This window comes from Nostoc sp. DedQUE05 (assembly GCF_034530955.1).
Taxonomy (GTDB): domain Bacteria; phylum Cyanobacteriota; class Cyanobacteriia; order Cyanobacteriales; family Nostocaceae; genus Nostoc.
This window is the reverse complement of the sequence record NZ_JAVRCB010000007.1, coordinates 14155-40958: the sequence shown is the minus strand read 5'-3', so window position 1 is coordinate 40958 and position 26804 is coordinate 14155. Positions and strand designations below refer to the sequence as shown.

Here is a 26804-nt window from a genome sequence, read left to right as displayed (position 1 = left end):
GTTTCGACACGCTAATCAAGAATTTTAAAAGTAGGCGTCAGTGATGGAAGTAATCTATCAGTATGCCTGGCTGATTCCGGTGTTCCCTCTTCTTGGGGCAATGCTGGTCGGTCTAGGGTTAATCTCGTTGAATCAGGTGACAAACCGCCTCCGCCAGCTTAACGCTGTGGTGATTATCTCCATGATGGGAGCAGCTATGGGGCTGTCGCTTGCCTTGTTATGGAGTCAAATTCAAGGACACCCGTCTTATATTCGCACCTTTGAGTGGGCGGCGGCAGGTAATTTCCACCTGAGCATGGGCTACACTATTGACCACCTGACAGCCCTAATGCTGGTGATTGTAACAACGGTAGCGTTGTTAGTCATGGTTTACACCGATGGCTACATGGCTCACGATCCCGGTTACGTAAGGTTTTACGCCTATCTCAGTTTGTTTGGCTCTTCAATGTTAGGTCTGGTGGTCAGCCCCAACCTAGTACAGATTTACATATTCTGGGAACTGGTCGGGATGTGTTCTTATTTGCTGGTCGGCTTTTGGTTCGATCGCAAGTCAGCAGCAGATGCCGCACAAAAAGCGTTTGTAACCAACCGCGTGGGCGACTTTGGTCTATTACTCGGCATTTTGGGGCTGTTCTGGGCAACAGGGAGCTTTGATTTTAATATCATGGGCGATCGCCTCGCCCAACTTGTCGAATCAGGTTCTATCAGCAATTTTCTCGCTGTCCTGTTTGCGATTTTAGTTTTCTTAGGCCCAGTTGCAAAATCAGCCCAATTTCCCCTCCACGTCTGGCTACCAGATGCGATGGAAGGCCCCACCCCCATTTCTGCCTTAATTCACGCGGCAACAATGGTGGCGGCTGGTGTTTTCCTGATTGCCCGGATGTACCCAGTATTTGAAGACGTTCCAGCCGCAATGAATGTCATTGCCTTTACTGGGGCGTTTACGGCGTTTTTGGGGGCAACCATTGCCATTACCCAAAACGACATCAAAAAGGGTTTGGCTTACTCCACCATTTCCCAACTTGGTTACATGGTGATGGCAATGGGAATAGGTTCCTACAGTGCTGGACTATTCCACCTGATGACCCACGCCTATTTCAAAGCGATGCTGTTCTTGGGTTCAGGTTCAGTAATTCACGGTATGGAAGGTGTGGTAGGACACGACCCCGCCTTAGCGCAAGATATGCGCTTGATGGGTGGACTGCGGAAGTATATGCCTGTCACAGCAACGACTTTCTTAATTGGTTGCTTGGCAATTTCTGGTATTCCACCCTTTGCTGGTTTCTGGTCAAAAGATGAAATTTTAGGGAAGGCTTTTGAGGCTAACCCACTCCTCTGGTTTATCGGCTGGCTAACTGCCGGGATTACAGCTTTCTATATGTTTAGAATGTATTTCTCGACATTTGAAGGCAAATTCCGGGGTACTGACGAGAAAATCAAGGAAAAACTTAAGAAAGCTGCGGCGACAATTGTCCTGGAATTAGAGTCAGAAGAACCAGTCCCGAATTTTGGGCCTGGGGCGATGAAGAAAGGAGAATTGGCGGCAACTAGTCAGCATCATGATTCCCATGACTCCCACGGGCATCACAGCGACTCTCCCCACGAATCACCGTGGACAATGACGCTGCCGTTGGCACTGTTGGCCGTGCCTTCGATTTTGATTGGTTTGGTGGGAACTCCTTACGCCAATTATTTTGAAGAGTTTATCTTTCCTCCTAGCGAAACTCTCTCCGAAGTTATAGAAAAGGCTTCCGAGTTCAATCCGACGGAATTCTACATCATGGCGGGTGCTTCAGTCGGAATCTCTTTGATTGCGATTACCCTGGCTTCGCTGATGTACTTGCGCCGTAAAATTGACCCGGCTGCGATCGCTGCTAAAATCCAACCACTTTACGAGTTATCCCTCAACAAGTGGTACTTTGATGACATTTACCATCGGGTTTTTGTCCTCGGCTTGCGTCGCGTAGCTAGACAAGTTATGGAAGTTGACTTCCGCGTTGTCGATGGTGCTGTTAACCTCACAGGCTTTTTCACCCTTGTTAGCGGTGAAGGTCTGAAGTACCTAGAAAACGGTCGCGCTCAATTCTATGCCTTGATTGTGTTTGGGGCGGTTTTGGGCTTAGTGATTGTCTTTGGTGTTACCTAATTTTAATCGGGGTGGGCGATCGTCCGCCCCTCAGTTTTTTAAGAGTCTAAATTAGACTCCTTTTTTTTGGCTAATGGTTTAGTAATTTAATATACAGTCTCCTAGAGTACTTAAAAAGCTCCTACTTCAGAAAAAGGTAGCGAATAGGCAAATGATTTTCTCGTCTGTCTCAGAGGTTATGTTAGACCGGAGAGTTTGATTATATCGATATCAACGCTAAGAGTAAAACATTACGATTCTGATTATAAAACTCACAAGCTTTTCCAATTCACTTGAACTGGTTTGTACTGTCGTTTCCATGCCACCAGTACTCAATATTTGTGCAACAGGTTTTCCCGTATTGCGCTGCCAAACTTCTCCCCACTGACCATCATTACAATCAGCGTCACCTGCATTGACAACCATTCGTAATTTCATTGTCAATTTATCTGAAGTAATAATATCAAAATCTACCCAGTAATACTGTCCAATATCATCGAAATACTTTGATGGATGCTCTCTATAAAACCTAGTATAATCTCTAGCATTTTCTCTATGATGATCGGGTATGTTTGGACATTCTAAGTATTTTGCCGTACTACATTTTCCTAGTATTGAAACTGACCGAATTGAAAGGAGCATTTCATCGAATGTATCTGTGCAAGTGTGTTCCTCTCTTAGTTCAGCGAGCGATTCTGCCTCTAGTGGATGTTTATTTTTAACAGGCGACAACTTATTAATGCAAGTAGGCCATTTAACTTGCCTATCTTCTTTACTATACAGAATCCACTTCTTCGTCATAGCAATTGCTTAAGCTCACTCAAAATCCATGATACCTGAAAGTATCGAAGAACAGCTAATAGATTCATTGACAAAGTATAAAACTTTTATAAAAAGCAGAATAGCTGTTAATAATGGATGCAGTTTAGTGTTCTTATTTGTGTTTCTACTTTACCGATGGGTTATTCCAAATATGGAATTTTATTATAAGTGGTAAATCAAATAGCGATCGTGTTATGAAAAAAAGCTCTCATAATCGTCATGGCTACCTATCCAGAACCATGTAACTGTATCACCCTCTAAAACCCCAATTGCTCGATAATTGCGAGTTATTCTGACAGACCAAATATTCTCCTCGTTATTTATACATTTGAAATGCAAAGACGGATGAAAAGGATTTTCTCTCCATAACTGATAAGCTTTTCTCGCACTCTGTCTAACTTGCTTGTCAAGGGACTGATATTTATCCCAAAACGAAGGAAGAGTTGCAGACTTCATAAATTTTCATAGTTCATTGGTTTTGCAAGTCCTTCTGCAATCTCTCTTTTAGCAGATTCGGCAGATGCAATCAGTTGTTGTTGAGTTTTCTTAAATGATTTATTCCATTTCAATTCATCTTGCAAATCTTCCAGGTACTCTCGGAGATGTTCTGCAACTCTTTCTTGCACATCTTCAGATAAAGATTCCATCATCTTAATTACAGTAGCGATCGCTGGAGATGACATAATCGAATTTCCTTTATTAACTTTCGCTGTCTATTTTACTAAGAAAACTCAATCAAATTGTCTACTGTAGTCCCAAAGCTCTGAAACTGGCAAAGTTTGTCCTACTGCTGCTTGTCGTACACACTCTTGCAAATCGGCTAATATTATAATTTTACCAACTTTTTTAGGGTAAATTTGTGACTTAACTGGGAGTATCACAACGCACATCCCGCACCCGCAAATGTCAAAAAAGACTCCCAAGAGGAAAAATAGGGGATTGCCAATTTAATTAAATCAACCTAACGAGGAAGACGAAATCCTCAAAAAGCTGTTACTTAATAACTAGTGACTTTTTGCCAAACATGATTTTGATAGCAGACGAATTGTGATGAATACAGCTAATTTTCCGTGGCTGACGACGATTATTCTGTTGCCGATAGCCGCTTCACTACTGATTCCCATCATCCCGGATAAAGAAGGCAAAACAGTGCGCTGGTACTCCCTCATCGTAGGGCTGATAGATTTTGCACTAATTGTTTATGCTTTTTATACTGGGTATGATTTCTCCAATCCAGATTTGCAGTTGGTCGAGAGTTACGCCTGGGTACCCCAACTAGATTTGAATTGGTCAGTAGGGGCAGATGGCTTATCCATGCCCCTAATTATTTTGACTGGATTCATTACCACGCTGGCGATTTTAGCAGCTTGGCCTGTCACCTTCAAGCCGAAGCTATTTTACTTCTTGATGTTGGCGATGTATGGCGGTCAGATTGCCGTGTTCGCTGTCCAGGATATGCTGTTATTTTTCCTGGTGTGGGAACTGGAACTAGTACCGATATACTTTCTGCTGTCGATTTGGGGAGGCAAAAGGCGGCAATATGCAGCGACCAAATTTATTTTATACACCGCCGGCGGTTCGCTGTTTATTTTGCTATCTGCCCTGACAATGGGATTTTACGGCGATACGGTGACATTTGATATGCGATCGCTCGCCTTAAAAGACTTCGCCCTCAATTTCCAACTTGCCGTCTATGCTGGCTTCCTGATTGCCTACGCCGTCAAGTTGCCGATTATTCCCTTGCACACTTGGCTACCTGATGCCCACGGTGAAGCAACAGCGCCCGTACACATGTTATTAGCAGGTATTCTTTTGAAAATGGGCGGCTACGCCTTAGTTCGGATGAATGCCCAAATGCTCCCCGATGCCCACGCTTATTTTGCACCAGTGTTCGTGGTTTTGGGGGTAGTTAATATCATCTACGCTGCTTTAACATCCTTTGCCCAGCGCAACCTGAAGCGAAAAATTGCCTACTCCTCAATTTCCCATATGGGCTTTGTGATGATTGGTATTGCCTCCTTCACCGATTTGGGATTGAGTGGGGCAGTATTGCAAATGGTTTCTCACGGGTTAATTGGGGCGAGTTTGTTCTTCCTTGTAGGCGCAACCTACGATCGCACTCACACCCTAATGTTGGATGAAATGGGCGGTGTTGCCAAGAGAATGCCGAAGATTTTCGCCATGTTCACTACCTGTTCAATGGCTTCTTTGGCACTGCCAGGAATGAGCGGTTTCGTGGCAGAATTAATGGTATTTGTCGGCTTTGCTACTAGCGATGCTTATAGCTCTACCTTCAAAGTTATCGTGGTGTTCTTGATGGCAGTGGGAGTAATTTTAACTCCGATTTATCTGCTGTCGATGTTGCGAGAAATTTTCTACGGTAAAGAGAACGAGGAATTAGTTTCTCACCAAGCTTTGATAGATGCCGAACCCCGCGAAGTTTTTATCATTGCTTGTTTGTTAATTCCAATTATTGGTATTGGTTTCTATCCAAAATTGCTGACTCAGATGTATGACGCTACAACTGTACAACTGACCGCAAGATTGCGTGATTCCGTGCCGACATTAGCACAGCAAAAAGACGACGCACTAAAGGTTTCTTTGAGTGCGCCTCAAATTGGTAATTAAGTTGCGATCGCTAGTTTAGTTTAAATATTGATTACTTTGAGGGCGGGTTTTGTACCTGCCCTTTTTGTTAATAACTCAAAATTGTTGATTCGGTGAAGTAAAAAATAACCCATCAAACTAAGTTAAAAAATTTTGTATTGGTAAATAATTTTAAGTTGATTGATTTGTTTGCAACCAGTTAAGCAAATCTTCTATAGCAGTAAAATCCAACAAAGCTTCGCCAAGGTTTTCTAACTGATTTAAAGAAAGAGATTGGATGCGCTCTTGCAATTCTGGTGATAGTTCTCCTACTCGTCTTTGTAATAACCTGAAAATAAGTCGTTGTTCACCTTCTTGTTCACCTTCTTGTTTACCTTCTTGTTTTCCGCGCTCGTAGCCGATGCGCTCACCTGTAGTTACATATCTCATAGTCCGCTCCTGCTCAAATTGTTTAAACTCTTCCCAAAACTGATTTTCCAATGCTTTTGGTAATATCATAACCCAATCGATAAATCTATATAGGTTGCGAATATCCTGCTCTCCTAAACCCAAATCATATAGCCTACGAATTAAACTAAACTTCCATATTTTGCGTTGTTCGGGTGATGAGCGCGTCTGCTGCGTTTTCAAATGCGCCATGACGACAGTTGCAAATGGATTATCACTATTTTCTAACTCGTGAAAGCGATTTTCGTAATCCAAAAGTTTAACACTACCAAATTCAAAAATTAAGCTAGTATTGGGATAATTGTAGCTGTAATTGCTTGGTCGCCATTCGCGGTTTGGATCGCAAAGAATAGCAAGGCTTATTGCTGGCCGATCGAAGCGGTCAAATATGCGAAAGTTGTAGGTAAACATCCGCTTAGGAAAGTTATCTTCTTTTTGCCCCTGAATTTCAACATGGATTAATAACCACAGTTCTTCCCCTTGAGTTTGCCAAACTTTGACTAATTGATCGGCATATCTCTTACCCTGTTCAGCTTCACGAGCTATCTGTTGAAATTCTTTATCTAGAAATTCGTAGGGACGTTCCCAATCAATTAATGCAGAAGTTTCTGGAAAAAAGAAATGCATTGCTTGGGGAAAATAAGCTTCTATAATTTCTTTCCAAGGGCTATCAAAATCAGCGCGTAGGGGTAGCCCGTCGTAGACATCGCTCATATTAGTCATATCATTTTTCAAATTATGGATAGACTAGGAGTACTTGCAGTCGCTAGTTTAGAACTGTGCTTAATCGGAATCTCAACCCAAAATTCTGCTCCCTGTCCAGGTTCGGAAATACACCAAATAGCTCCGTTGTGTTTTTCTGTGACTATCTGAGCGCTAATTGCTAATCCTAATCCGGTGCCTTTACCTGCGGCTTTTGTAGTAAAGAAAGGGTCAAATAATCGTTGCTTAACTACTTCGGTCATGCCAGGGCCATTATCTGCAATTTTTACAGCTATCCGATCTAAGTTGCGTAACTCAGTACGAATTACAATCTGGCTGGGTTTAGCTTCTATCTCCTCCAGAGTTCGCTTACTGTTATAACTATCCAGAGCATCAATGGCATTACTGATGAGATTCATAAACACCTGATTTAGTTGTCCGGCATAGCATTCTACTAAGGGAATATCACCATATTCCTTGACTATTTCAATTCCGGCATTTCCAGACGTTTGTTTGAAGCGATTTTGTAAAATCAGTAGTGTGCTATCAATACCTTCATGAATGTTGACAGGCTTCATATCTGCTTCGTCAAGTCGAGAAAAATTCCGCAAGGAAAGAACTATTTCACGAATGCGATTAGCTCCCATTTTCATTGAAACTAATATTTTAGGTAAATCCTCAACCATAAAGTCAAGGTCGATCGCTTCAATATGAGCTTGTACTTCAGGTGTTGAATGAGCATTAGACTGTTGATAAAGTTCTACTAGTTCCAACAAACCCAGTGTATATTCACTTACATGGGTCAAATTGCCGTAGATAAAGTTAACTGGGTTATTGATTTCGTGAGCAACTCCAGCCACTAATTGACCTAAACTCGACATTTTTTCGGTCTGAATCAGTTGGGCTTGGGTTTCTTTGAGATTGTGCAAAACTTGGTTGAGTTGTTCTGCCTGAATAGTGGCAGCAGCAGTAGCAGCGCGGCTTTGATTGTACAATTGGGCTTGGTCAATAGCGATCGCTAACTGGTCAGCCACGCCTCGAATAATTTCTACCTCATCATCACTCCAGGGGCGAAGCTCTCTACTATGTTCGCAGACAATCACACCCAAGTGACCCGACTGAGTTTGAACTGAAACTGTTAGTAGAGACTTAAAGCCCAATGTCACAAGTAAATTCCGACTCTTGAAATCAAGCCATGAATCTGTCGCAATGTCATCAAAGCAAAGCAAATTCCCTTGCATAACAGCCTCACTTATGGCTTCCACATTCTGGATAGGAGAACAGCCTAAAGGTTCTGTTAAATCGGGAGCGCAAGCTTGCTGACTCAGTTCCAAGCTAGTAGATTCATCTTCTTGATGACACCAAAAAAATTGGCATCGATCGATTTGGAGCAGTTCCCGAACTTCAACTACTACTGTACTCAAAATTGTATTTAGATCCAGCGAGTTGCGAATTTGACTAGATAGACGAGTTTTAAGAATTTTCTCCCGTTCAACTAGCTTTCGCAATTCAACTTCAGATTGCCTTAACTCTAGCTGGACAATATTACGATTGACACTAGCTCTTGCTAGTAGCCAAGAACCAATGCCAATTAATCCTACTAACCCAGCATATAGTAGTAGCAATTGATTCAAAAATCGGTTTGATTTGGTTGTCAACGTCTCTGGCGATACCCGCGAGACAATTTTCCAGTGATAGGATTTAGGATCGATTTGATTTTGGCTTGGCGCAAAAGCTTGTCCTGCTCCCGTACTAGACTTTTGCCCTTCGACAAGTGGGTAAACTGTGGTAAAAGTGAACATTCCCTCAGCAGTTTGGAATTGTCCCGATTCTTGTTGAGAAATCTGCTGCCATGCTTGGGGAAAAGCTCTGCCAAAAGTGCAGTTTTTGCAATCGGGAAACATAAATCCCCATTCATCTTCAGGCTTCGCTCCTTTTAACCAGTAGCCATCGGCATTCAGTAGCATTCCCTGGCTGGAGGCGCTAGCGAAAGCTCGATCAAGATTGTCCAGCAGTTTTGCGCCGAAATAATTTAACACCACAATGCCTCGTTTCTGCCCACGGCGATCAAAAACGGGAGTGCCAAAGCGGATCATTGGCTTCAAGGGTTGTTCAACCTGACCTCGTTCGATGTTGAGGTCAAGGGGAGAGACAAATACTTGTCCTTGATTCAGCCGCAAAGTGTCATTAAACCAGTAGCGTTTGGCTTGAACTTGCAATTTTTCTTCGGGGACAATCGCTGGTTCACCCTGGTTAAAGTTGACTCTGACAATTTCTTTACCCGATCGATCCAAAAAGCGAATTTGGTCGTAGAGTTTTTTATATCCAGAAAATAATAAGAATTCTTGAGAAAGTGCCTGTCGTTGCCCATCCACTCCGTCTAAAATTCTTTCTAGCTCGTTTTGTTTAGAGATAACCATCAAATCTGAAACAACCGAGTGAAAGTCTCCACTGATTACTTTAGTTTGTAAATCTACCTTACGGAGTTCATTTGTTTTGAGCAGAACTTGCTCGATTTGTACCTGTTGATAATAGATAGTCCCAATAACAACCCCAACTAAAGCTGACAATGGCAAAAAAACCGTTAGGAAGTTTTTGATTAAAACTCGTGAATGGATCTGTGGTGACATATTTGATACTTGGGTACAACTCAAAAATTGGGCTGAAAATTAGCTAATTTCCAACTACGCCACGTTTTCTGAGTCAAGGTTGAGAGAAGACTTTTTCTCCTGGTAGATATAGGTAATCAGCCCAGCTACCAAATTCACCATGAAATTGCATACTCTGCGACTTCTGGAATGTTCTAGTTGAACAAAGTTTCGCCCTTTTTTGCTATTGTCAGTTAGACACTCTGAGAATCAGTACCGAAAAACCACGAGTTTGATGTAAAGATTTTACACTTATAAGTATTTTGCTACTGAGAAAAGCAACATCAGGTGATGTCTACGCTAAAAATGGTTTTTCTTTATTGTGCTGCGATCGCACATTACACATCAATAGATTACGTACAATCTATCTAGAATCAGATTTGGCAAAACCGCTCATGTTAAACTACAATCCGCTGCATTGTTTGCCATCTTCCGAAGAACTACCCGACTCAGATGATACTGCTGTGGATAATGAACTCCAAAATTTAATTCCCGGCTTGCTAAAAACGATACTAGCTTTGGTTTGGTGCGATCGCTGGGATTGGTTCTTTGGTGTTGATATGGGTATTTATTATCACCCTGACAAACCAGCCATTGTCCCTGATGGGTTTCTCAGCTTAGGAGTTAAACGCTTCGTTGATGAGGATTTACGCCTAAGTTATGTGCTGTGGGAAGAAAAGCAACTGCCAATTTTAGCGCTAGAAGTTGTTTCTCAAATATATCGAGAAGAATATAACATCAAGAAAGAATTTTATGCCAAAGATTTAGGAATTTTGTATTACGTTGTGTATAGTCCCCTGCGGCGTAAAAAGTCGCCTTTGGAAGTGTATTACTTAGTCGATGGGGAATATATCTTAATGTCAGGAAATCCCGTTTGGCTACCAGAAATTGGTTTAGCAATTGGGCGAGAACGAGGAATTTATCAAGGTATAGTGCGGGAATGGCTGTACTGGTATGACAAAGAAGGGCAAAGATTGCTGACACCAGAAGAACGCATTCGGGAAGCGGAAGAACGCACAGCTTTTGAAGAACAGCGACGAGTGGAAGCAGAACAACAGGTGAAAATGTTAATTGAAAGGTTGAATGCGCTAGGTGTCGATCCAGAAACTTTGTTATAGATTCACCAGATTTTGTAATTTTCGCTGCCTTAATGTTAATTAGCTTCCTGGCTAGGGAATTATATATATAAAGCAACTAATAGCTTGACGGTACAAATCGTCATAACTGATTGCTCAATAAATATATTTACCAAAATCTTCATCAAAAATATGGAAGTTAAATTAGGATTTGGAGCAGTCCCAAAACCTCAATATGTCTTTGTCAGCAAAGAATCGGATCACTGCTGGTATATGCTATCCGATGATACAAAACAAATCCCAATTTATGAGAGAGCCTTGACTGGGGTGATAACAGGGATAGAAGTTAATAAAAAAGTCGAAACTTCACATGGAGAAGCAGAAAAAACTGATTTGCATATTCTGGCAGACAAACCTTATGTTATTCGCTCAGGAAGTGAATCTTACTTTTCTAAAAGTTTGTTGCTTTCACTTGATGCCTTGACTTCTGAACAATTGCATCATCCATTGACGATCGCAGTTAGTCCTGGAGAGAGAACAATTGTATTTTGTGCAATTTATAATCCAGTCACTTATCGTTCTATAGGTGTTAGCTGGAATGGACACAGGGAAATTGACTGGCAAGCTTTAGGACAAAAAGTAAGTTTAAAAATTAATTGTATTCAAAATTTACATCAAGATGAAATCCAAATATCTGCTAATACAACGTCATCAGAAATTCATGCAGTTTTGATAGCTCAAAGTGACACATATTTAGCCCAGTTAAATTGGACTCCAGAGCAGGGAAGGGAATATTTACAGCAAAAATATGGTAAACGATCGCGTTTACAACTCACTGATACAGAAATTCTGGATTTCATTGATTATCTGAAGCTACAACTAACCCAAAACTGTCCAACTTAGGTGCTGTTATGTGAACTTAGGATAATTCCGATCGCCCTGTTGCTACACTGAGATGCTAGGTTGGGATAATTGCGATCGCAGAATTAGAGTTAAATAAAAGTACCCGATATTAAAATACTTGCATGAACTCAAGGGTTGATTTGTTGACTCGCATTACTCAAACTCCTGGCCAGTGTGGTGGTCGTCCTTGTATTCGAGGCATGAGGATTCGTGTGAGTGACATTTTAGAAATGTTGGCTGAGAATGTCAGTGTTTCTGAGATTTTAGAGGATTTTCCCGATCTCGAACTCGAAGATATCCAAGCCTGTCTACTGTTTTAATTTTCATCGCCAATCATCTCTACAAGATTGCGAATAATATTCTAGTGTCAGTCCGAGTGCGATCGCTCTGCCACAAGTTTCTAAAAAAGCCTGACAACGCAGGCTTTTTTCATATAGTGTGAGGTTTACAGGGCTTATTATTTCATACATAGCGATCGCCACTACCTACACAGTTACAAATAAAGTTATCAAATATTATCGCTTGCTTCCGGTAGCCAGTTTTCATCTAACACTAACTCTAAAGAATATGGGCACTCTTCTGGAAACACGGATACAACTATCCCCGTTTGCTTGGCTGCTTGACGACGTGCCCTTTGATAGCTTTCCTCAAGTTGCTCTGTAGGATAGCTTTTAAGACTAGGACTATCTTCTATCGCTAACTCAATTTGGGTACGAGAATCGGTGATAGAATCGAGCCAATTATCTGAGCGGCGCTGGGGTTGATATTGCCACTTCAGCAGATGCAAAAGTAAGCGAGTTAGTTGACTGGCAATACTCCGCCGTTCACTTTTGCCCAAGCCTTCAACCTCTTCAATCAGATGTTCTACATCAACCTCATGCCAGTGATGCGATCGCAATAGTTGGGCTGTCTGTTCAATCCACAAGTTAAAATCTGCTTTATAAGTTGCACTCATAGCCGTTATCGATCGGTTGCATAGCTTAGGCAAGCCAAAATATCCTCTTGTGTCAAATAAGGAAAGTCATCAAGCACTTCCTCGTAGGTCATCCCAGAGGCAAGATAAGATAAAACATCGTATACAGTAATTCGCATTCCTCGAATACAAGGCTTACCACCTCGTTTTCCTGGTTCGATTGTAATAATGTTTTGATACTGCACTAAGCTTCAAACCTCAAAAATCTTCATCGTCAACAAAAAATTCCGCATCGTCTTCCAATCGAGAATTACTCTGCCTAATACCAGCAAGTCCCCACAGAGGTTGCAGCAGCGCCATGCCAATTAACCCGACAACGGCACTAAAAGCCAGCACTAAACCCATTGGTATCTGAATCGATTGGAATGTTAAGAATTTTAACGATACGGGTGTAGCATTTTGGACTGAAATAATTGCGATCGCAATTACCCAAACCGCTACAACTAGAGATGTCAAAAAAGGCGCGATTTTCATACTTTGATCTAAATGAGGAGTTAGAAGTTAGGAGTCATATTTTGCTCGAAATTAAAAATGAGGAGCTAAGAATTGTTAATTTACAACTCTTAACTCTTAATTCATAACTCTTAACTTTTAATTCCTAACTCTGACAAATTAAACTGCTACTGCCTCTAGTTTAGCAATGGCACTCTCTAACTCTTGGGCGATTTGGGTGAGTTTTTCGGGAGTGTTGGTTTCTAGGTAGACGCGTACTAGTGGTTCTGTACCGGAAGGACGCAGTAAAACCCAGCTACCTTCTTCTAAATACAGCTTAATACCGTCTTTACGCCCCACTTCCTTGACTTTAATACCAGCTACTTCTGTAGGTGGATTTTTAGTAAAGGAGTCGATGACGGCGGTTTTGTGTGCCTCTGTGAGGTGCAAGTCTAGGCGGTTGTTGTAAAGTGGGCCATCGGCTTCGGCGATCGCTTCTTTAACAAGTTGACTCAGCGGTTTGCCTTCATAAGCGATCGCTTCTGCCACCAGCATATCTGCTAATACCCCGTCTTTTTCGGGAATATGCCCAATAATACTCAAACCACCTGATTCTTCTCCACCAATTAAAACGGCAGTTTCCCGCATTTTTTCGCCGATGTATTTAAAACCAACTGCTGTTTCATAAATTTGCAGCCCATTTTTAGCAGCAAAATTATCCAGCAGGTGGGTTGTAGCCACAGTACGGACTATCGCGCCAGTTTTACCTTTGTTTTTGATTAAATGACGTGCTAAAAGTAGCAGCACAGTATTGGGAGTGAGGACGTTTCCTTGTTCATCAACGATACCAAAGCGATCGCTATCTCCATCTGTTGCCAAACCTAAATCAGCTCGATCTCGAACTACTGCTTCCACTAACTCAACTAATTGTTCTCCTTTGGGTTCAGGCATTCCACCGCCAAATAAAACATCTCTCCAATCGTGGAAACTTTCTAATTGAACGCCACTATGTTGCAAAACTTCATCTAAATAGCCGCGAGAGGTAGAATACAAAGCATCGTACTTTACCTTTAAATTAGCGCTTTTGATCTTTTCTACATCAAGTAGAGTGTAGATAAATTGCAGGTAATCTGGTTTCGGATCGAAAATTGAAATTGAACCTGATGGGTTGCTCCCAGGCAACTCATCCGATGCACCTTCTATATTTGCCACAATAGTATCAGTAATCTCTGGAGTGGCAGGCCCAGCATAATCGGGTATATATTTAATTCCACAGTAAGGTGCTGGATTATGGCTAGCAGTAAACATTAACGCCCCTGCGGAATTTAGGTGACGGGCGTTGTAGGCAATTACTGGTGTGGGGCAATCCCGATCGGTAATTTTTACAGTCCAACCCAAGTCTGCTAATACTTGGGCCGCTGTTTGGGCAAACTGGTCAGCTAAAAAGCGAGTATCGTAGGCAATAAGTACTGGTCTATCTTTTGTATAGGCTGTTTCTAAGTAAGTGGCGATTGCCCTTGTTACTTTTCTCACATTGGGAAAAGTAAAGTCATCGGCAATAATCCCTCGCCATCCATCGGTACCAAATTTTATCTTGCTAGACATTTTTGCCACTTGCTCCGGTACATTATCAGTACTATAAAAGCTTCCCGCAAAGCGTGTGTAGCAGCAAGTATCCTCCGAAGTTCTTTTCTAAGCAAGCCTTAGCTTAAACTTCTCCCCACCGTATTTTCTCTCACTGTTTCTGAGCAATGTCAACCCCCGATCGACCTTTTGCCAGTTATCACCTTTGGTCTCTAGTTGCCCCAGCGACTGGGCAAGAACGCTGGCATTGCCAGATGAGACGGGGGTTTATCAAAGCACGGCAACACGAACCACAAGTCAAAGCCCTTTTAATGCAAGCCACTGCGCCCCAGCGTATTGGCATACTGGCTCAAAAAGGCGTTTATGAGTTTCATCATCACAGGCATCTGTTGAAGCAAGCAGATGGTGTAGAAAGAGTTGCCCAGCTACTTAAATTAGGCAACTCAAGCGTTCAAGTCCAGCAACGCGTACTGCAAATTTTGCAAAAATATCACGATTCGCCGTTGCTTTTGGATAAAGATATTATCCAATTAACACCGGGTGATGAAGGCTTTCCGAAACCGATAGTAGTTGAACAAGAAGATTATTGCTTTCGCTTATACGCGGCTATGGACTGTGTTTTTATTGAGTCTGATAGCACTTTACATATTTTGGATTTCAAAACTGGTAAATCAGCTTTTGACAAACGACAGGCATTAGTTTACTTATTAGCTGCTCGTTATCTTTACCCTGGGCGAGAAGCTGTTGCATCATTTTATAATTTAGAAATATGTAAAAAGTCAGAGTTAATTAGTATTAATAGTAGTGAATTAGAATCCTTAAAATTTGAGTTAGCGAATATTGCCCACAAGCACCAGCACGATTTGCAAAAATATCAGGAAGAAACAACTAATTTTAGTAAAATATTCCCTCCTAATCCTGGTTCTCACTGTCGCTTTTGCCCATTTAACTCTATCTGTGAGTTTGCTGATTTTAAGCAGCATCAATCATATCCATTACCTAGTTTAAGAAGTGTAAGAGTTAATAGCTAATTAGTTTATTTACCTTGATTCCATTTGCAAAAAACTTTAATAAATACTCGTATTTTTACTGGACTGATTTTCTTCTCCTATCAGACAACCTAGATGTCAGATACATCGATTTTTATTTTTGGTTGTAAGGAGTTAGGATTAGTGCGATTAACCACAAATAAATCCGTATTTAGATTAGTAGGAATTTCAACATTTCTTTTACTTATCATTTTTAAAGGGATTTTATCTCAACCTGTTTATGCATTGCTGTCGTCTCTAGACGCTTGTGCTGTTCAACCTGAATGTGCTGCTGCTGGCTCGGAATTAGCTCCTACTGCTAAGGCTACAATTAGCACAACAAAAACTCAAAATGAGCAGGTTCCAAATAAAGCTCAGGAGAGATATTGTTCTTTTTATCCACTTAATTTAGTTTGTGGCCCACAAGGTCAATCTTCAGTTCTTTATAATTACAAATTTCATCAAACAGTACATTACAGAAAGTCTGGTTCTCCTGACAAATTTGTAACTCATCACTTTCGGAGTTGGCGACCTGCGCCAGGGGCAATTAGAAGTTTAGCTCAACCTCCAAGTATTGAATTTGGTGGTGCTTATCCTCCATCTGGTGATTATGTAACCTGGATTCATTTAAATGATGGAGATGGTAATAATCAAACTCGTGGAGTCGTTTATGAATACTCAACTGGCGACACCATGACATGGGATGATTATGCAAATTATTCTAACAATAATATTGAGGGAGAATGGATTAGCGATGTGGTTCGTGCTGATATACTACCAGATAATTCATCTCGTTATGATAGGAAAGATTGACTTCAATAAAAGCGTGATGTGGCTGTTCAATTAATAAATCTTCATCCAATTAGAGGTTGCTGGCATGAATAAGCTTTATACGCTTCTCCAAAAGATTAAAGAAAATCCAGTTATCTACATAGACAAGCCATCAATTACTTGTCTTGATTCATTCTTAACTGGGTATTTAAGTAGTCTAATCACACTCGGATTTACTACAATAGGCTCTTGTGGAATGGAAGGGTTTCAAGAGTGGATACAAGAAAGAGCAAAAACTAATCTGACTCAATCTTGGGCTGGGATAATTCTCTCTTACTCTGAAAGTGAACGAGCTGCTTTTAATAGGTTTTTTGACGAGTTTGAACAGTTCTTAAAGCAGAAAGATGATTCAAAAAGTCAAAATAGTGAAGGCATTTCAAGGCTTATTGAGGATATGAGGTTTCCTCGGTTTGATATTTACAACGAGATTCTAACTAATATAAAGAAAAGACCAGGAATGTATTTAGGAGCTAATTCACCAATTACTATACTAGATATGCGTTTGCGAGGATATAGTCTGGCTCGAAGAGAAGTTGGCGTACCTCCAACAGAGCCAGAAAGGGAATTTGAAGGTTTTCAGTTATGGGTTGAAGAAAAATATGGAATTAACTCAGGTCAGTCATGGGCTAAAATAATTCTTTTCTATTCTGTAGACGAGCATGAGGCACTACAGAAATTTTTTGAATTGTTTGAAGAATACTTGAATAGGAATAAGAGTTTAGAAGTAGACGAAATTTGCGGTTAAACAGAGAGTTTTAAGGTGCGTTAGCCTACGGCATAACACACCCTACTCACTTTCTCGTAGTCTTTCTCGAATTCAAAAGTCCGGTAATTCTTTAAGAATTGTGAACCGGATATGATTAATCGCTAAATCGCCAATGGGGATATCTTCTTTGGTTAGCCGTTCACCTTTGCTTGTCACAGTTTCAAAGGTGATGCCTTTGCCAATTTCAATGTGATACCAGCATAAGCCCATAAAAAATCGCGTTGGATAAGGGCCACCTTCACCGATATCATCAGGATTTGATTCCATTGGCAACCAACCAAAATTGGGGACGTAGAATTCTAGCCAAACATGATTAAAATCAGGTTGTAGCGGTACTCCTACGAAGTCACTATGGGGAGGACATTTATACCTGCCTACGGTGCGGCAGGGAATGCCATTTAAACGGGATAAAGCAAGTAAAACGCCGACATATTCACCACAAGAACCAACACCCCGCTCTAAAACTGTATCTGGCGTGTCAATGTAAGGTTTAATACCGTAGGATAACTCATCATAAACGTAGTTGCGGATGCTGTGCATTTTGCGCAGCACATTGGTTTCAGAACCAATCGCTTCTCTGGCGGCACGGCGAACAATTGTAGTATCCATTGCTAAATCGTCGTCGTCCACTAGGTAGCGTGTTTCTAATTCTGAAGATAATTTAGGTATATTCTCCACATCTCTGGGTGTAATACGATACTTAATGCCGCGAACTTCCAAAAGTGCTTTCCAGCCAAATATATGCCGTTCTCCTGGGGCAAGAGAATCAAATTTAAAGACTGCTACGCGTTGCCCCTGTACTACTTCTTCGGTGAAGGGTATACCAATGGCTTCAACGTGTTTGACCTTTTGACGCTCAGTTTCGGATGGTAAGGCGATGCGCCATTCGACATCGGGTAAATAAACCTCGTCTAAGGGTGCAATTTCCTCAGCATAAGACATTTCAATCAGATAGCCATTAGAGAGGGCGTAACGCTTATCTGGATCGTAATGATAATACAAAGGGTGAATAAAAGTGCGATCGCGGAATGTTAGCTCATGACTCGGATCGGCATTGGGGTTATCCCGGATATAAGGCTCCTCTGAGGCGTAGGCGACGTAAATACTTTCTTTGCCTGTTTCGTCATTTTTATGGAGCGCTATGCCTGTAGGACATTCAAAGGGTGTCAAAACGCTGAATTGCAACTCTCCTGTGGCTCTGTCCATCGCGTAAACTGATTGTTCGGTGCGATCGCAAATCCATAGCATTTCTTGGTTGACTGCCAAATTCTCTATCCCAACTCCAGGGGCATAAAATTTAGTAATCTCTTTTCGGGTTTGGCGGTCAAAAACCAGAATGTAGCCCAGCCTTTGGCAACTTACATAAACTGTTGTTTCCCAAACAGCAACGCCATCAGCTGCATAAGGCAATGTTACAAAATGTTCCAGATCCAAAGCATTCAGCTTGCACAAATAAACACTATTTTCTCGGCTTACCCACAGCGTATCGTCCCACACCGCTAGACCAGTGACATCGGTAAATTCTTCAACTTGATGGGGATTGAGAATTTTGCTGTTGTCAGAGGTGGGATCGATTTCTAGTAGATGCCCTTTAATACTGTCAATGGCAATCAGTCTATCTTTAATGAAAGTAATGCCACACAGGGTAGCAGCAGTAAGCGGCCGAATTGTTCTTTGCCCAAACATCTGGCTAACGGTCAAAGTGGGGAGTGCAAAACTCATAAAACCTTATGGTAAGTGTAAAAAACCCTCACCTTTAGGTAGGGGAGGAAACATGACTCAACGGTTTTAGCGTGGTAACACCAATTGCTTGAGATGGAAAAATCCCAGTCGAGCAATGGTTCCCCCGATTGGGGCGGATGAAGAGTGCTGAGTTAAAAGACTACCCACAATGGGCGTTGCTCGAACCCAAGTACATCAATTAATGGTTCTCGATCGCCACGTTTACAGCGAGGTACTAATAATTATCGGTACAATGTGTTCCGAAAAACTCTTTCGTGAGAAATAATACTATCTGAAAATAGGAGGAATTTACAAATATTAAGAATTACAGATACACTCATACAACTGGGCGATCGCCTTAATGTAACTTTAAAAGATGGAATTCCTGCCATCACTAAATTATGATCGAATTTTGTAACCATTTGCTGTGACCTACACGATGTCTGCTAATTCTCTGCCTGAAGGTGCCGCCGTTTGGCATAGTTTAGAAGTTGATAAAGCGCTAGACCTGCTTGATAGTAATGCAGACAGCGGCTTAACACCCCAAGAAACTCAACAGAGATTGCAAAAATACGGCCCCAACGAACTTGAAGAAACTGCGGGCCGTAGTGCTTGGGAAATTCTGCTGGATCAGTTCAAGAACATTATGTTGTTGATGCTGATTGGCGTGGCTTTGATTTCTGGGTTTTTAGACCTGATGGCTTTGCGATCGGGCAGTTTGAAGCCTGGTGAAGTGCCATTTAAAGATACGATCGCTATCTTAGCAATTGTTATCCTCAATGGCATACTTGGCTACGTCCAAGAAAGCCGCGCTGAAAAAGCCTTGGCAGCCTTGAAAAAAATGACCTCTCCCTTAGTGCGCGTCATCCGTGACACCAGACTGGTGGAGATAGCAGCCAAGGAACTAGTTCCAGGGGATGTCATGCTGCTGGAAGCTGGGATGCAGATAGCCGCAGATGGACGCTTGATCGAACAGTCTAATTTACAAGTGCGTGAGTCGGCATTGACTGGTGAAGCCGAGGCGGTGAATAAACAGGCATCACTAAAATTGCCGGAGGAAACATCATTAGGCGATCGCCTCAATGTCGTGTATCAAGGAACTGAAGTAGTCCAAGGACGTGCCAAGGTTCTGGTGACTAACACCGGCATGACTACAGAACTAGGCAAAATTGCCACCATGTTGCAGGCGGTGGAAAGTGAACCTACGCCTTTACAGCAGCGGATGACTCAACTGGGTAATGTCCTAGTTACAGGTTCTTTAATTCTGGTAGCGATCGTCGTCGTTGGCGGTGTGATCAGGGACGGAGGTTTTAAAAATATTCAAGAACTCTTAGAAGTTTCCTTGAGTATGGCGGTTGCTGTAGTGCCAGAAGGTTTACCAGCTGTAATTACCGTCACCTTGGCACTGGGAACCCAGCGAATGGTGCGCCAAAATGCCTTGATTCGCAAATTGCCAGCAGTGGAAACGTTGGGTTCTGTAACTACCATCTGTTCTGATAAAACTGGCACCCTGACTCAAAATAAAATGGTGGTGCAATCGATTTCCACCAATAACAAAACTTTTCGCGTCACCGGCGAAGGTTATGCTCCCACAGGGGACTTCCAGTTAAACGGTCAAAAAATTTCCTTAGAGGAATCTCCAGAAATTTCCGCGTTATCAGTCGCCTGTGCTATTTGTAATGACTCCGTATTGCAAAAAGAACAAGGTGAATGGGCAATTTTGGGAGATCCGACAGAGGGGGCATTACTCACCCTGGCGGGAAAAGCGGGAATTGAAAAAGACCAGTGGAACAGTAAGTTACCTCGCGTAGCGGAGTTTCCCTTTTCCTCAGAACGAAAACGGATGAGCGCGATCGCTCAGGTGGAGAGAGTCGCCACAGGTGAAGCATTTTCGAGAGGTGTTGACCCAGCGATCGCCGGTTTTCTCCAATCGGAACCTTATTTAATGTTTACCAAAGGTTCTCCAGAATTAATCTTGGCACGTTGCACTCAGATTCATTTGGGTAATGACACGGGTACTGTAACCGAAGCACAACGCCAGAAAATTTTGGCAGAAAATGACCTGATGGCGAGTAAAGGTCTCCGGGTGCTAGGTTTTGCCTACAAACCCCTGGTGGAGATTCCCCCAGAAGGTTCAGACGAAACATCCGAGCAAGGCTTAGTATGGCTGGGATTGGTGGGAATGCTAGATGCGCCACGCCCAGAAGTCAGAGCAGCCGTGCAAGAGTGTCGAGAAGCAGGTATTCGCCCAGTGATGATTACTGGCGACCACCAATTAACAGCACGAGCGATCGCCACCGATTTAGGAATTGCCCAAGAAGGCGATAGGGTACTTACAGGTCAAGAATTGCAACGGATGACTGACCAGGAATTAGAGCAAAACGTTGACTTGGTAAGCATCTATGCCAGAGTTTCCCCTGAACACAAACTGCGAATTGTCCAAGCACTGCAACGCCGGGGTCGATTTGTAGCGATGACAGGTGATGGTGTCAACGATGCCCCAGCCCTCAAACAAGCCGACATCGGTATTGCAATGGGTATTACTGGCACTGATGTCAGTAAAGAAGCGAGTGACATGGTATTACTTGATGACAACTTCGCTACCATTGTCAGCGCCACCAAGGAAGGTAGAGTTGTTTATACCAACATCCGCCGCTTTATTAAATACATCTTGGGCAGTAACATTGGTGAAGTTCTCACAATTGCAGCCGCCCCCTTAATCGGCTTGGGAGGCGTTCCCCTAACTCCCTTACAAATTTTGTGGATGAACTTGGTGACAGATGGTTTGCCAGCCTTAGCATTAGCTGTGGAACCTCCAGAACCGGATGTGATGCAACGTCCGCCTTTTAGTCCCCGTGAAAGCATTTTCGCTAGGGGATTGGGTTCTTATATGATTCGCATTGGCATCATCTTTGCCATTATCAGCATTGCCTTAATGTGGTGGGCTTATCAACATAGTCATGCCCCAGGCTATCAAGGCGATCGCGATACTTGGAAAACAATGGTATTTACCAGCTTGTGTATTGCCCAAATGGGTCATGCGATCGCCATTCGCTCTAACAACCGACTGACCATTGAGATGAATCCCTTCTCAAATATCTTTGTACTAGCGGCTGTTATCGTCACCACGATTTTGCAGTTGATGCTAGTTTATGTCCCACCCCTGCGAGATTTCTTTGGTACTCACTACCTGAATATGCAGGAATTGGGGGTTTGTATTGGCTTCAGCGCCTTAATGTTCGTGTGGATTGAAGCGGAGAAGATATTTTTGCGGATTATGGGCAAGAAGGCCGTTTGAAAAAGAAATTTTAGATTTTAGATTTTAGATTTTAGATTTATCTTCAATCCAAAATCTAAAATTTAAAATCCAAAATTGAACTTATGTACCTAAAAACTCTAAACCTCCGACAATTTCGCAATTATCAAGACCAAAAGGTTGAGTTTACTGCTGCCAAAACAATTTTGGTAGGTAATAACGCTCAGGGAAAGTCGAATTTGTTGGAGGCGGTGGAGTTGCTAGCGACATTGCGATCGCACCGAATCACCCGCGATCGCGATTTAGTTCAAGAAGGAGAAGCCATAGCCCAAATTGATGCCATCCTTGAGCGACAAACAGGTGTTAGTGACCTGACCTTGACCTTGCGCCGCAATGGTCGCCGTAGCGTTGCTCTCAATGGTGAATCTATCCGCCGTCAAATGGATTTTCTTGGCGTTCTCAATGCAGTCCAATTTTCCAGCTTGGATTTAGACTTAGTACGCGGCGGCCCGGAAGGTCGCCGCAACTGGTTAGATACACTATTAATTCAACTCGAACCAGTTTATGCTCACATTTTGCAGCAGTATAACCATGTGTTACGCCAGCGCAATGCCTTTTTAAAACGCCATGTAGAGACGTTGGATGCAACGTCTTTACAATCAGAACTAGCGCTGTGGGATGCACAATTAGCTACTACAGGAACTAGGGTAATTAGACGACGCGATCGCGCTATCCAAAGATTAGCCCCCATTGCTACCACCTGGCACAGCAGTATCAGCGGCAGTACAGAAGTTCTCCAAATCAAGTACGTGCCAAATATTCCTTTAGAGGATAACCAGCCAGAAGAAGTGCAGCAAGCTTTTTTAGCAAAAATTCAGCAGCGAGCCGTTGCTGAAATGCACCAAGGTACGACTCTTGTCGGCCCCCATCGAGATGAAATAGAATTAACGATTAACCAAACACCCGCTCGTCAATACGGTTCCCAAGGTCAGCAACGAACGCTGGTTTTAGCTTTAAAATTAGCCGAATTACAATTAATTGAAGAAGTCGTCAAAGAGCCACCATTACTATTACTAGATGATGTTCTTGCCGAACTAGATTTATCCCGCCAAAATCAATTGCTTGATGCCATTCAAGACCGTTTTCAAACCTTGATTACTACTACTCATTTGGGTTCCTTTGATTCCCAATGGTTGAAATCTTCACAAATCCTTCTTGTGAAGGCAGGAGCAATAATGCAACATCAATAATTCTAAAAATCATATTTATAGTAATTTGTAATTCGTATGATTATCTGGTATTCCCTTATTCATATTTTCAGATAAAGGTAAATTAGGAAGCTCAATAACTCTATATTTCTTAAGCATATTTTTTATTAAAAATAATAGATAGCTAATTATTGATTTCGTTTTTCAAACCTTTTAAAAACGTTGAGAACTAAAAAAGTCAGCATAGCGCCGATTAATCCTAACTGCCACAAACCACAGCCAGCAGTAATTCCCAATGCAGAAGAAACCCAAATAGCCGCTGCTGAGGTGAGTCCGTGAATTTCAAGTTGCTGTGACTCTTGGGAAGATTGACGCACAATTTCTCCAGCACCGAGAAATCCTACACCAGCTGCAATCCCTTGAATCACACGGCTAAGTGCATCAGGACTAGATTGCAGTCCTCCTGTTTGCATGATTATTAAAGTAAATAAGGCTGAACCTAAACTCACCAGTATATGAGTTCTTAAACCAGCTGGTTTGCGTCTAATTTGACGTTCTAAGCCGATGATTGCTCCAATAAGCAATGCTATACATAGCCGGAAGCTGATATTCAGCCAATCATCAGTTGCAAGGTAGTAAGTGTTTGACAATGTTTAGTCTGATATGGAGAATTTTATATTCTAAGTTAAATTGTAATATTTTTCTAAAAAAGTCCAAAACTATTCTAATGTTTTATTAATGGAGTTTAATCCAATGGGTATAGTGCAATAACCTATCTCATATTTGGATTCTATCAATTCAGTAATGGTTTTGAAACTGAGAATTAATATTTTCCATTATTAGGATTATTTTTCAATAAGATATTGTTCTGGTCAATGAATGGAGATTTGCATTATTAGATTGTGGCAACGATCGTAATTTGGGCAAACTAGATGAATTTTAAGTTTATTAAATAGTTTTTTGGCTATTTAAAATGACTTAGCTAGAGAATTATACCTTAAATTGTTAGATTAACCCATACACTCAACAATTAAATATGATAAGGGTATGTATAAGTAGAGCAAATCAGCTATACAGCGTATTTCAAATTACTGAAGTACACAACGATTCGTCTCAAAGCCAGCTATCAAGCCTGTTTTACTTCTAACTCCTTAATTCTGAATTCTCCTCTATCCTGCTTCAAAACCCGTAACTTTGTAATTTATCCAAAAGAAAACTGCTGTAAGTCCTGAGTACTTTTTATTCAGAAGTCAGTGGATTAACCTGATAACATACCAAAAAGAAATGGCTGTGGCTACAAATAGACAACTAACAAATTGAGTGAATAAACTCTACTGGCTAGATCAAATTAAACTACAAGACCGTGCCAAAGTAGGTGACAAAGCCTTTTACTTGAGCAAAATTATCCAGCGTGGCTATCCGGTGATGCCTGGTTTTGTGGTTTCGGCAGAAATTTTGCGGCAATTTCTCGAAAATCTCAATAGTTCAGAATCATTAATAGCTGACTTACCCCATTCTTCGCTACACCTGGATGTCACTAATTGGCGGCAACTTCAGCAGGTTGCTAGTCGCTTGCGCCAAGAAATTCTGACTGCGACTGTAACCCAGGAGTGGGTGAGTACAATTTTTCAAGCCGCTAGAGAATGGCAAACTAGCTGTTTAATTCTTCGACCTTCTTTGACAGTATCAACTGCTACTCCAGGAATCAACAATATATCGGGTTTACTGGAGTCAGTATTTTGCCAGTGCGAACCAGAAGCGATCGCTTTGGCTCTAAAACGAACCTGGAGTCAAATATTTCGGGCCCGGAGTCTATTATATTGGCAGCACTCAGGAATTAATCTGCAACAAATTAATCTCGCAGTTTTGGTGCAACCTGTTGAAAATGCGATCGCCAGTGGCTCGCTCACAACCAATGCCTCTGGATGGGAAATTGAAGCTACTTTGGGATTAGGAATTGCGATCGCTCTTGGCGAAATACAGCCAGATATTTACTACATTCAACCAGAAACTGGGGCTGTACTTGAGCAACAACTGGGCAATAAAATGCTGGCTTATGGTGTTGATGATGCAGCATCTAAAATTTTTTTGCGGCTCGTGCCGAACTCAGGGTTAACACCAGATCGCACCTGTCTGATTACTTATTTAATTCCACAAGCCCAACAAAAACAGTACTCTTTACAAGAAGAATACTTACAACAAATAATTACTCTGGGAACTCAACTGGTAAGTGAACTAGGTAAAACTTTTACCATTAAATGGACTCTCGCTGGGCAAACTACATCTGGTAAGCTCTACATCACACAAGTTAATCCTTCGCAATCTATGATTCCCCACTCACACTTGATTCGGGGACTAGGAGCAGCCGGAGGACGGGTTGTAGCCACTGCCCTAGTAATTACTAATCCGCAACAGAAACCCGAACAACTACCGAAGGGAGTAATTTTAGTAGTACCAACGATTACACCTGATTGGTTGCCATTATTGCAACAAGTTGGTGGTATTATCACTGAACAAGGGGGATTAACCAGTCACGCGGCAATTCTAGCTAGAGAATTAGGTATCACAGCAGTAGTAAACGCAACATCTGCCACAACTTTAATCCAAACTGGCGAACGATTGCTGCTTGATGGCGACAGAGGAGAAGTTTATCGCATCAAAGCAGACTCAAAGGAAGAGATGGACAAAGGAAGAGAAGAAAATCTTCTTACCTCCGATCGCCCCAACTCGAAAGCGCTTCATTCTGCTGTTACGTCTCATCTACCTATGATTGCTACCCAATTGCTGGTTAACTTGAGTCAGTCCGCTTTAATAGAACAAGTGCAAAACCTGCCTGTGGATGGAGTGGGATTGTTACGTTCCGAATTGATGGTACTAAATATATTGGACGGGCAACATCCCAATAGTTGGATTTTAAGCGGGCGTCAGGCAGAATTGTTAGAGCTATGGTCTGAGCAGATTATGCAATTTGCTCGTGCCTTTGCCCCAAGACCAGTTTTTTATCGTTCTTTAGATTGGCGATCGCAAGATTTACCATCATTGAGTGATAGTTTAGAATCTTCGCCACAATCGATGTTAGGTGAACGCGGCACCTTTAGCTATTTACGAAATCCCGCAGTCTTTGACCTAGAATTGAAAGCTTTGGCAAGCGTACAACAAGCTGGTTACACCAATGTAAACCTGCTGTTGCCTTTTGTGCGGACTGTAGAAGAATTTATTTTTTGCCGTCGCAAAGTTGAGCAAGCTTTTTTAACCGAAGTGGCGCAGTTTCAATTGTGGATGATGGCAGAAGTGCCAAGTGTCTTGTTTTTATTACCAGAATATGTAAAAGCAGGTGTGGCCGGAATTTCTATTGGTACAAATGACTTGACCCAATTATTGCTAGGAGTGGATCGAGAACAAGGACAGCTAGCAAAAGTATTTAATGAACGTCATCCAGCAGTTATGAGTGCGATCGCTCAACTGATCCAAATGGCTCAAAGTGCTGGTATCCCTTGTTCAATCTGCGGTCAAGCACCAGCCCTCTATCCAGAAATCATCGATAAGTTAGTGGAATGGGGTATTACTTCCATTTCCGTTGAACCGGAAGCAGTCGAGCGAACATATCAAGCGATCGCTCGTGCTGAACAACGTCTAATTTTAGCAGCAGCACGCCGAAAACTTAATTAATTAGG

Annotated in this window: 22 protein-coding genes; 11 read left to right on the top strand and 11 right to left on the bottom strand. The window is 42.0% G+C overall.

Annotated elements, in window-relative coordinates; translation table 11 throughout:
- Positions 1-43 precede the first annotated feature (43 nt).
- Positions 44-2146, top strand: a complete 2103-nt coding sequence (locus RMZ42_RS06935) for an NAD(P)H-quinone oxidoreductase subunit 5 (RefSeq protein WP_322670840.1) — start codon at positions 44-46, stop codon at positions 2144-2146.
- A gap of 216 nt (positions 2147-2362) precedes the next feature.
- Here RMZ42_RS06935 and RMZ42_RS06930 read toward each other — a convergent pair whose 3' ends face one another.
- Positions 2363-2926 (bottom strand): hypothetical protein, encoded by a 564-nt coding sequence (locus RMZ42_RS06930; protein ID WP_322670714.1) that lies wholly within the window; start codon positions 2924-2926, stop codon positions 2363-2365.
- A 473-nt stretch (positions 2927-3399) separates the two neighbouring features.
- Complete coding sequence (locus RMZ42_RS06920) at positions 3400-3630, bottom strand: hypothetical protein (RefSeq protein ID WP_322670712.1); 231 nt, start codon at positions 3628-3630, stop codon at positions 3400-3402.
- A gap of 367 nt (positions 3631-3997) precedes the next feature.
- On the opposite strand from RMZ42_RS06920, the gene RMZ42_RS06915 reads away from it, so the two are divergent.
- Positions 3998-5575 (top strand): NAD(P)H-quinone oxidoreductase subunit 4, encoded by a 1578-nt coding sequence (locus tag RMZ42_RS06915; RefSeq protein ID WP_322670711.1) that lies wholly within the window; start codon positions 3998-4000, stop codon positions 5573-5575.
- 150 nt (positions 5576-5725) lie between these two features.
- On the opposite strand, the gene RMZ42_RS06910 is transcribed toward RMZ42_RS06915, so the two are convergent.
- Together RMZ42_RS06910 and RMZ42_RS06905 are read right to left on the bottom strand one after the other, a co-directional pair.
- On the bottom strand, positions 5726-6724 hold the full coding sequence (locus RMZ42_RS06910; protein WP_416211799.1) for an Rpn family recombination-promoting nuclease/putative transposase: 999 nt from the start codon (positions 6722-6724) through the stop codon (positions 5726-5728).
- 8 nt (positions 6725-6732) lie between these two features.
- Positions 6733-9333: an ATP-binding protein gene (locus RMZ42_RS06905; RefSeq protein WP_322670710.1), complete on the bottom strand. Its 2601-nt coding sequence runs from the start codon at positions 9331-9333 to the stop codon at positions 6733-6735.
- A 413-nt stretch (positions 9334-9746) separates the two neighbouring features.
- On the opposite strand from RMZ42_RS06905, the gene RMZ42_RS06900 reads away from it, so the two are divergent.
- From RMZ42_RS06900 to RMZ42_RS06890, 3 genes are all read left to right on the top strand, one after another.
- Positions 9747-10469, top strand: a complete 723-nt coding sequence (locus RMZ42_RS06900; RefSeq protein ID WP_322670838.1) for a Uma2 family endonuclease — start codon at positions 9747-9749, stop codon at positions 10467-10469.
- A gap of 150 nt (positions 10470-10619) precedes the next feature.
- Complete coding sequence (locus RMZ42_RS06895; RefSeq protein WP_322670709.1) at positions 10620-11330, top strand: hypothetical protein; 711 nt, start codon at positions 10620-10622, stop codon at positions 11328-11330.
- 122 nt (positions 11331-11452) lie between these two features.
- A complete protein-coding gene (locus RMZ42_RS06890) occupies positions 11453-11650 on the top strand; it encodes a DUF433 domain-containing protein (RefSeq protein ID WP_193950322.1) in 198 nt (65 codons plus the stop codon).
- Positions 11651-11653: 3 nt separating this feature from the next.
- Here the strand turns inward: RMZ42_RS06890 and RMZ42_RS06885 are convergent, their stop codons facing one another.
- The 5 genes from RMZ42_RS06885 to RMZ42_RS06865 form a co-directional block, all read right to left on the bottom strand.
- The gene (locus tag RMZ42_RS06885; RefSeq protein ID WP_322670708.1) at positions 11654-11800 is read right to left on the bottom strand and encodes a hypothetical protein; all 147 of its coding nucleotides are present in this window, start codon (positions 11798-11800) and stop codon (positions 11654-11656) included.
- A gap of 38 nt (positions 11801-11838) precedes the next feature.
- Positions 11839-12285, bottom strand: coding sequence for a DUF29 domain-containing protein (locus RMZ42_RS06880; RefSeq protein WP_322670707.1), 447 nt, complete (start codon positions 12283-12285; stop codon positions 11839-11841).
- A gap of 5 nt (positions 12286-12290) precedes the next feature.
- Entirely contained in the window at positions 12291-12488 is a 198-nt protein-coding gene (locus RMZ42_RS06875; RefSeq protein WP_322670706.1) for a DUF433 domain-containing protein, read from the bottom strand.
- Between the two features lie 13 nt (positions 12489-12501).
- Complete coding sequence (locus RMZ42_RS06870; protein ID WP_322670705.1) at positions 12502-12777, bottom strand: LapA family protein; 276 nt, start codon at positions 12775-12777, stop codon at positions 12502-12504.
- 138 nt (positions 12778-12915) lie between these two features.
- Positions 12916-14340: a phosphoglucomutase/phosphomannomutase family protein gene (locus tag RMZ42_RS06865; protein WP_322670704.1), complete on the bottom strand. Its 1425-nt coding sequence runs from the start codon at positions 14338-14340 to the stop codon at positions 12916-12918.
- 146 nt (positions 14341-14486) lie between these two features.
- Between RMZ42_RS06865 and RMZ42_RS06860 the strand changes: the two genes are divergently transcribed.
- The 3 genes from RMZ42_RS06860 (at position 14487) to RMZ42_RS06850 (ending at position 16923) form a co-directional block, all read left to right on the top strand.
- Positions 14487-15350, top strand: coding sequence for a PD-(D/E)XK nuclease family protein (locus RMZ42_RS06860; RefSeq protein ID WP_322670703.1), 864 nt, complete (start codon positions 14487-14489; stop codon positions 15348-15350).
- Positions 15351-15443: 93 nt separating this feature from the next.
- A complete protein-coding gene (locus RMZ42_RS06855) occupies positions 15444-16160 on the top strand; it encodes a hypothetical protein (RefSeq protein ID WP_322670702.1) in 717 nt (238 codons plus the stop codon).
- 64 nt (positions 16161-16224) lie between these two features.
- Complete coding sequence (locus RMZ42_RS06850) at positions 16225-16923, top strand: hypothetical protein (RefSeq protein ID WP_322670701.1); 699 nt, start codon at positions 16225-16227, stop codon at positions 16921-16923.
- Positions 16924-16995: 72 nt separating this feature from the next.
- Here RMZ42_RS06850 and RMZ42_RS06845 read toward each other — a convergent pair whose 3' ends face one another.
- Positions 16996-18666, bottom strand: coding sequence for a transglutaminase family protein (locus RMZ42_RS06845; protein WP_322670700.1), 1671 nt, complete (start codon positions 18664-18666; stop codon positions 16996-16998).
- Positions 18667-19105: 439 nt separating this feature from the next.
- On the opposite strand from RMZ42_RS06845, the gene RMZ42_RS06840 reads away from it, so the two are divergent.
- Together RMZ42_RS06840 and recF are read left to right on the top strand one after the other, a co-directional pair.
- A complete protein-coding gene (locus tag RMZ42_RS06840) occupies positions 19106-21964 on the top strand; it encodes a cation-translocating P-type ATPase (RefSeq protein WP_322670699.1) in 2859 nt (952 codons plus the stop codon).
- Between the two features lie 83 nt (positions 21965-22047).
- Positions 22048-23172: a DNA replication/repair protein RecF gene (recF, locus tag RMZ42_RS06835; RefSeq protein ID WP_322670698.1), complete on the top strand. Its 1125-nt coding sequence runs from the start codon at positions 22048-22050 to the stop codon at positions 23170-23172.
- A gap of 146 nt (positions 23173-23318) precedes the next feature.
- On the opposite strand, the gene RMZ42_RS06830 is transcribed toward recF, so the two are convergent.
- Complete coding sequence (locus RMZ42_RS06830; RefSeq protein WP_322670697.1) at positions 23319-23780, bottom strand: MgtC/SapB family protein; 462 nt, start codon at positions 23778-23780, stop codon at positions 23319-23321.
- A gap of 670 nt (positions 23781-24450) precedes the next feature.
- Here RMZ42_RS06830 and RMZ42_RS06825 point away from each other — a divergent pair.
- The gene (locus RMZ42_RS06825; protein ID WP_322670696.1) at positions 24451-26799 is read left to right on the top strand and encodes a putative PEP-binding protein; all 2349 of its coding nucleotides are present in this window, start codon (positions 24451-24453) and stop codon (positions 26797-26799) included.
- Positions 26800-26804: the final 5 nt, after the last annotated feature.

What these genes read in the sequence shown, in the direction of transcription:
- RMZ42_RS06935 (WP_322670840.1), top strand. Translation starts at nt 44, where the DNA reads ATGGAAGTAATCTATCAGTATGCCTGGCTGATTCCGGTGTTCCCTCTT.
- RMZ42_RS06930 (WP_322670714.1), bottom strand. Translation starts at nt 2,926, where the DNA reads ATGACGAAGAAGTGGATTCTGTATAGTAAAGAAGATAGGCAAGTTAAA.
- RMZ42_RS06920 (WP_322670712.1), bottom strand. Translation starts at nt 3,630, where the DNA reads ATGTCATCTCCAGCGATCGCTACTGTAATTAAGATGATGGAATCTTTA.
- RMZ42_RS06915 (WP_322670711.1), top strand. Translation starts at nt 3,998, where the DNA reads ATGAATACAGCTAATTTTCCGTGGCTGACGACGATTATTCTGTTGCCG.
- RMZ42_RS06910 (WP_416211799.1), bottom strand. Translation starts at nt 6,724, where the DNA reads ATGACTAATATGAGCGATGTCTACGACGGGCTACCCCTACGCGCTGAT.
- RMZ42_RS06905 (WP_322670710.1), bottom strand. Translation starts at nt 9,333, where the DNA reads ATGTCACCACAGATCCATTCACGAGTTTTAATCAAAAACTTCCTAACG.
- RMZ42_RS06900 (WP_322670838.1), top strand. Translation starts at nt 9,747, where the DNA reads ATGTTAAACTACAATCCGCTGCATTGTTTGCCATCTTCCGAAGAACTA.
- RMZ42_RS06895 (WP_322670709.1), top strand. Translation starts at nt 10,620, where the DNA reads ATGGAAGTTAAATTAGGATTTGGAGCAGTCCCAAAACCTCAATATGTC.
- RMZ42_RS06890 (WP_193950322.1), top strand. Translation starts at nt 11,453, where the DNA reads ATGAACTCAAGGGTTGATTTGTTGACTCGCATTACTCAAACTCCTGGC.
- RMZ42_RS06885 (WP_322670708.1), bottom strand. Translation starts at nt 11,800, where the DNA reads ATGTATGAAATAATAAGCCCTGTAAACCTCACACTATATGAAAAAAGC.
- RMZ42_RS06880 (WP_322670707.1), bottom strand. Translation starts at nt 12,285, where the DNA reads ATGAGTGCAACTTATAAAGCAGATTTTAACTTGTGGATTGAACAGACA.
- RMZ42_RS06870 (WP_322670705.1), bottom strand. Translation starts at nt 12,777, where the DNA reads ATGAAAATCGCGCCTTTTTTGACATCTCTAGTTGTAGCGGTTTGGGTA.
- RMZ42_RS06865 (WP_322670704.1), bottom strand. Translation starts at nt 14,340, where the DNA reads ATGTCTAGCAAGATAAAATTTGGTACCGATGGATGGCGAGGGATTATT.
- RMZ42_RS06860 (WP_322670703.1), top strand. Translation starts at nt 14,487, where the DNA reads ATGTCAACCCCCGATCGACCTTTTGCCAGTTATCACCTTTGGTCTCTA.
- RMZ42_RS06855 (WP_322670702.1), top strand. Translation starts at nt 15,444, where the DNA reads ATGTCAGATACATCGATTTTTATTTTTGGTTGTAAGGAGTTAGGATTA.
- RMZ42_RS06850 (WP_322670701.1), top strand. Translation starts at nt 16,225, where the DNA reads ATGAATAAGCTTTATACGCTTCTCCAAAAGATTAAAGAAAATCCAGTT.
- RMZ42_RS06845 (WP_322670700.1), bottom strand. Translation starts at nt 18,666, where the DNA reads ATGAGTTTTGCACTCCCCACTTTGACCGTTAGCCAGATGTTTGGGCAA.
- RMZ42_RS06840 (WP_322670699.1), top strand. Translation starts at nt 19,106, where the DNA reads ATGTCTGCTAATTCTCTGCCTGAAGGTGCCGCCGTTTGGCATAGTTTA.
- recF (WP_322670698.1), top strand. Translation starts at nt 22,048, where the DNA reads ATGTACCTAAAAACTCTAAACCTCCGACAATTTCGCAATTATCAAGAC.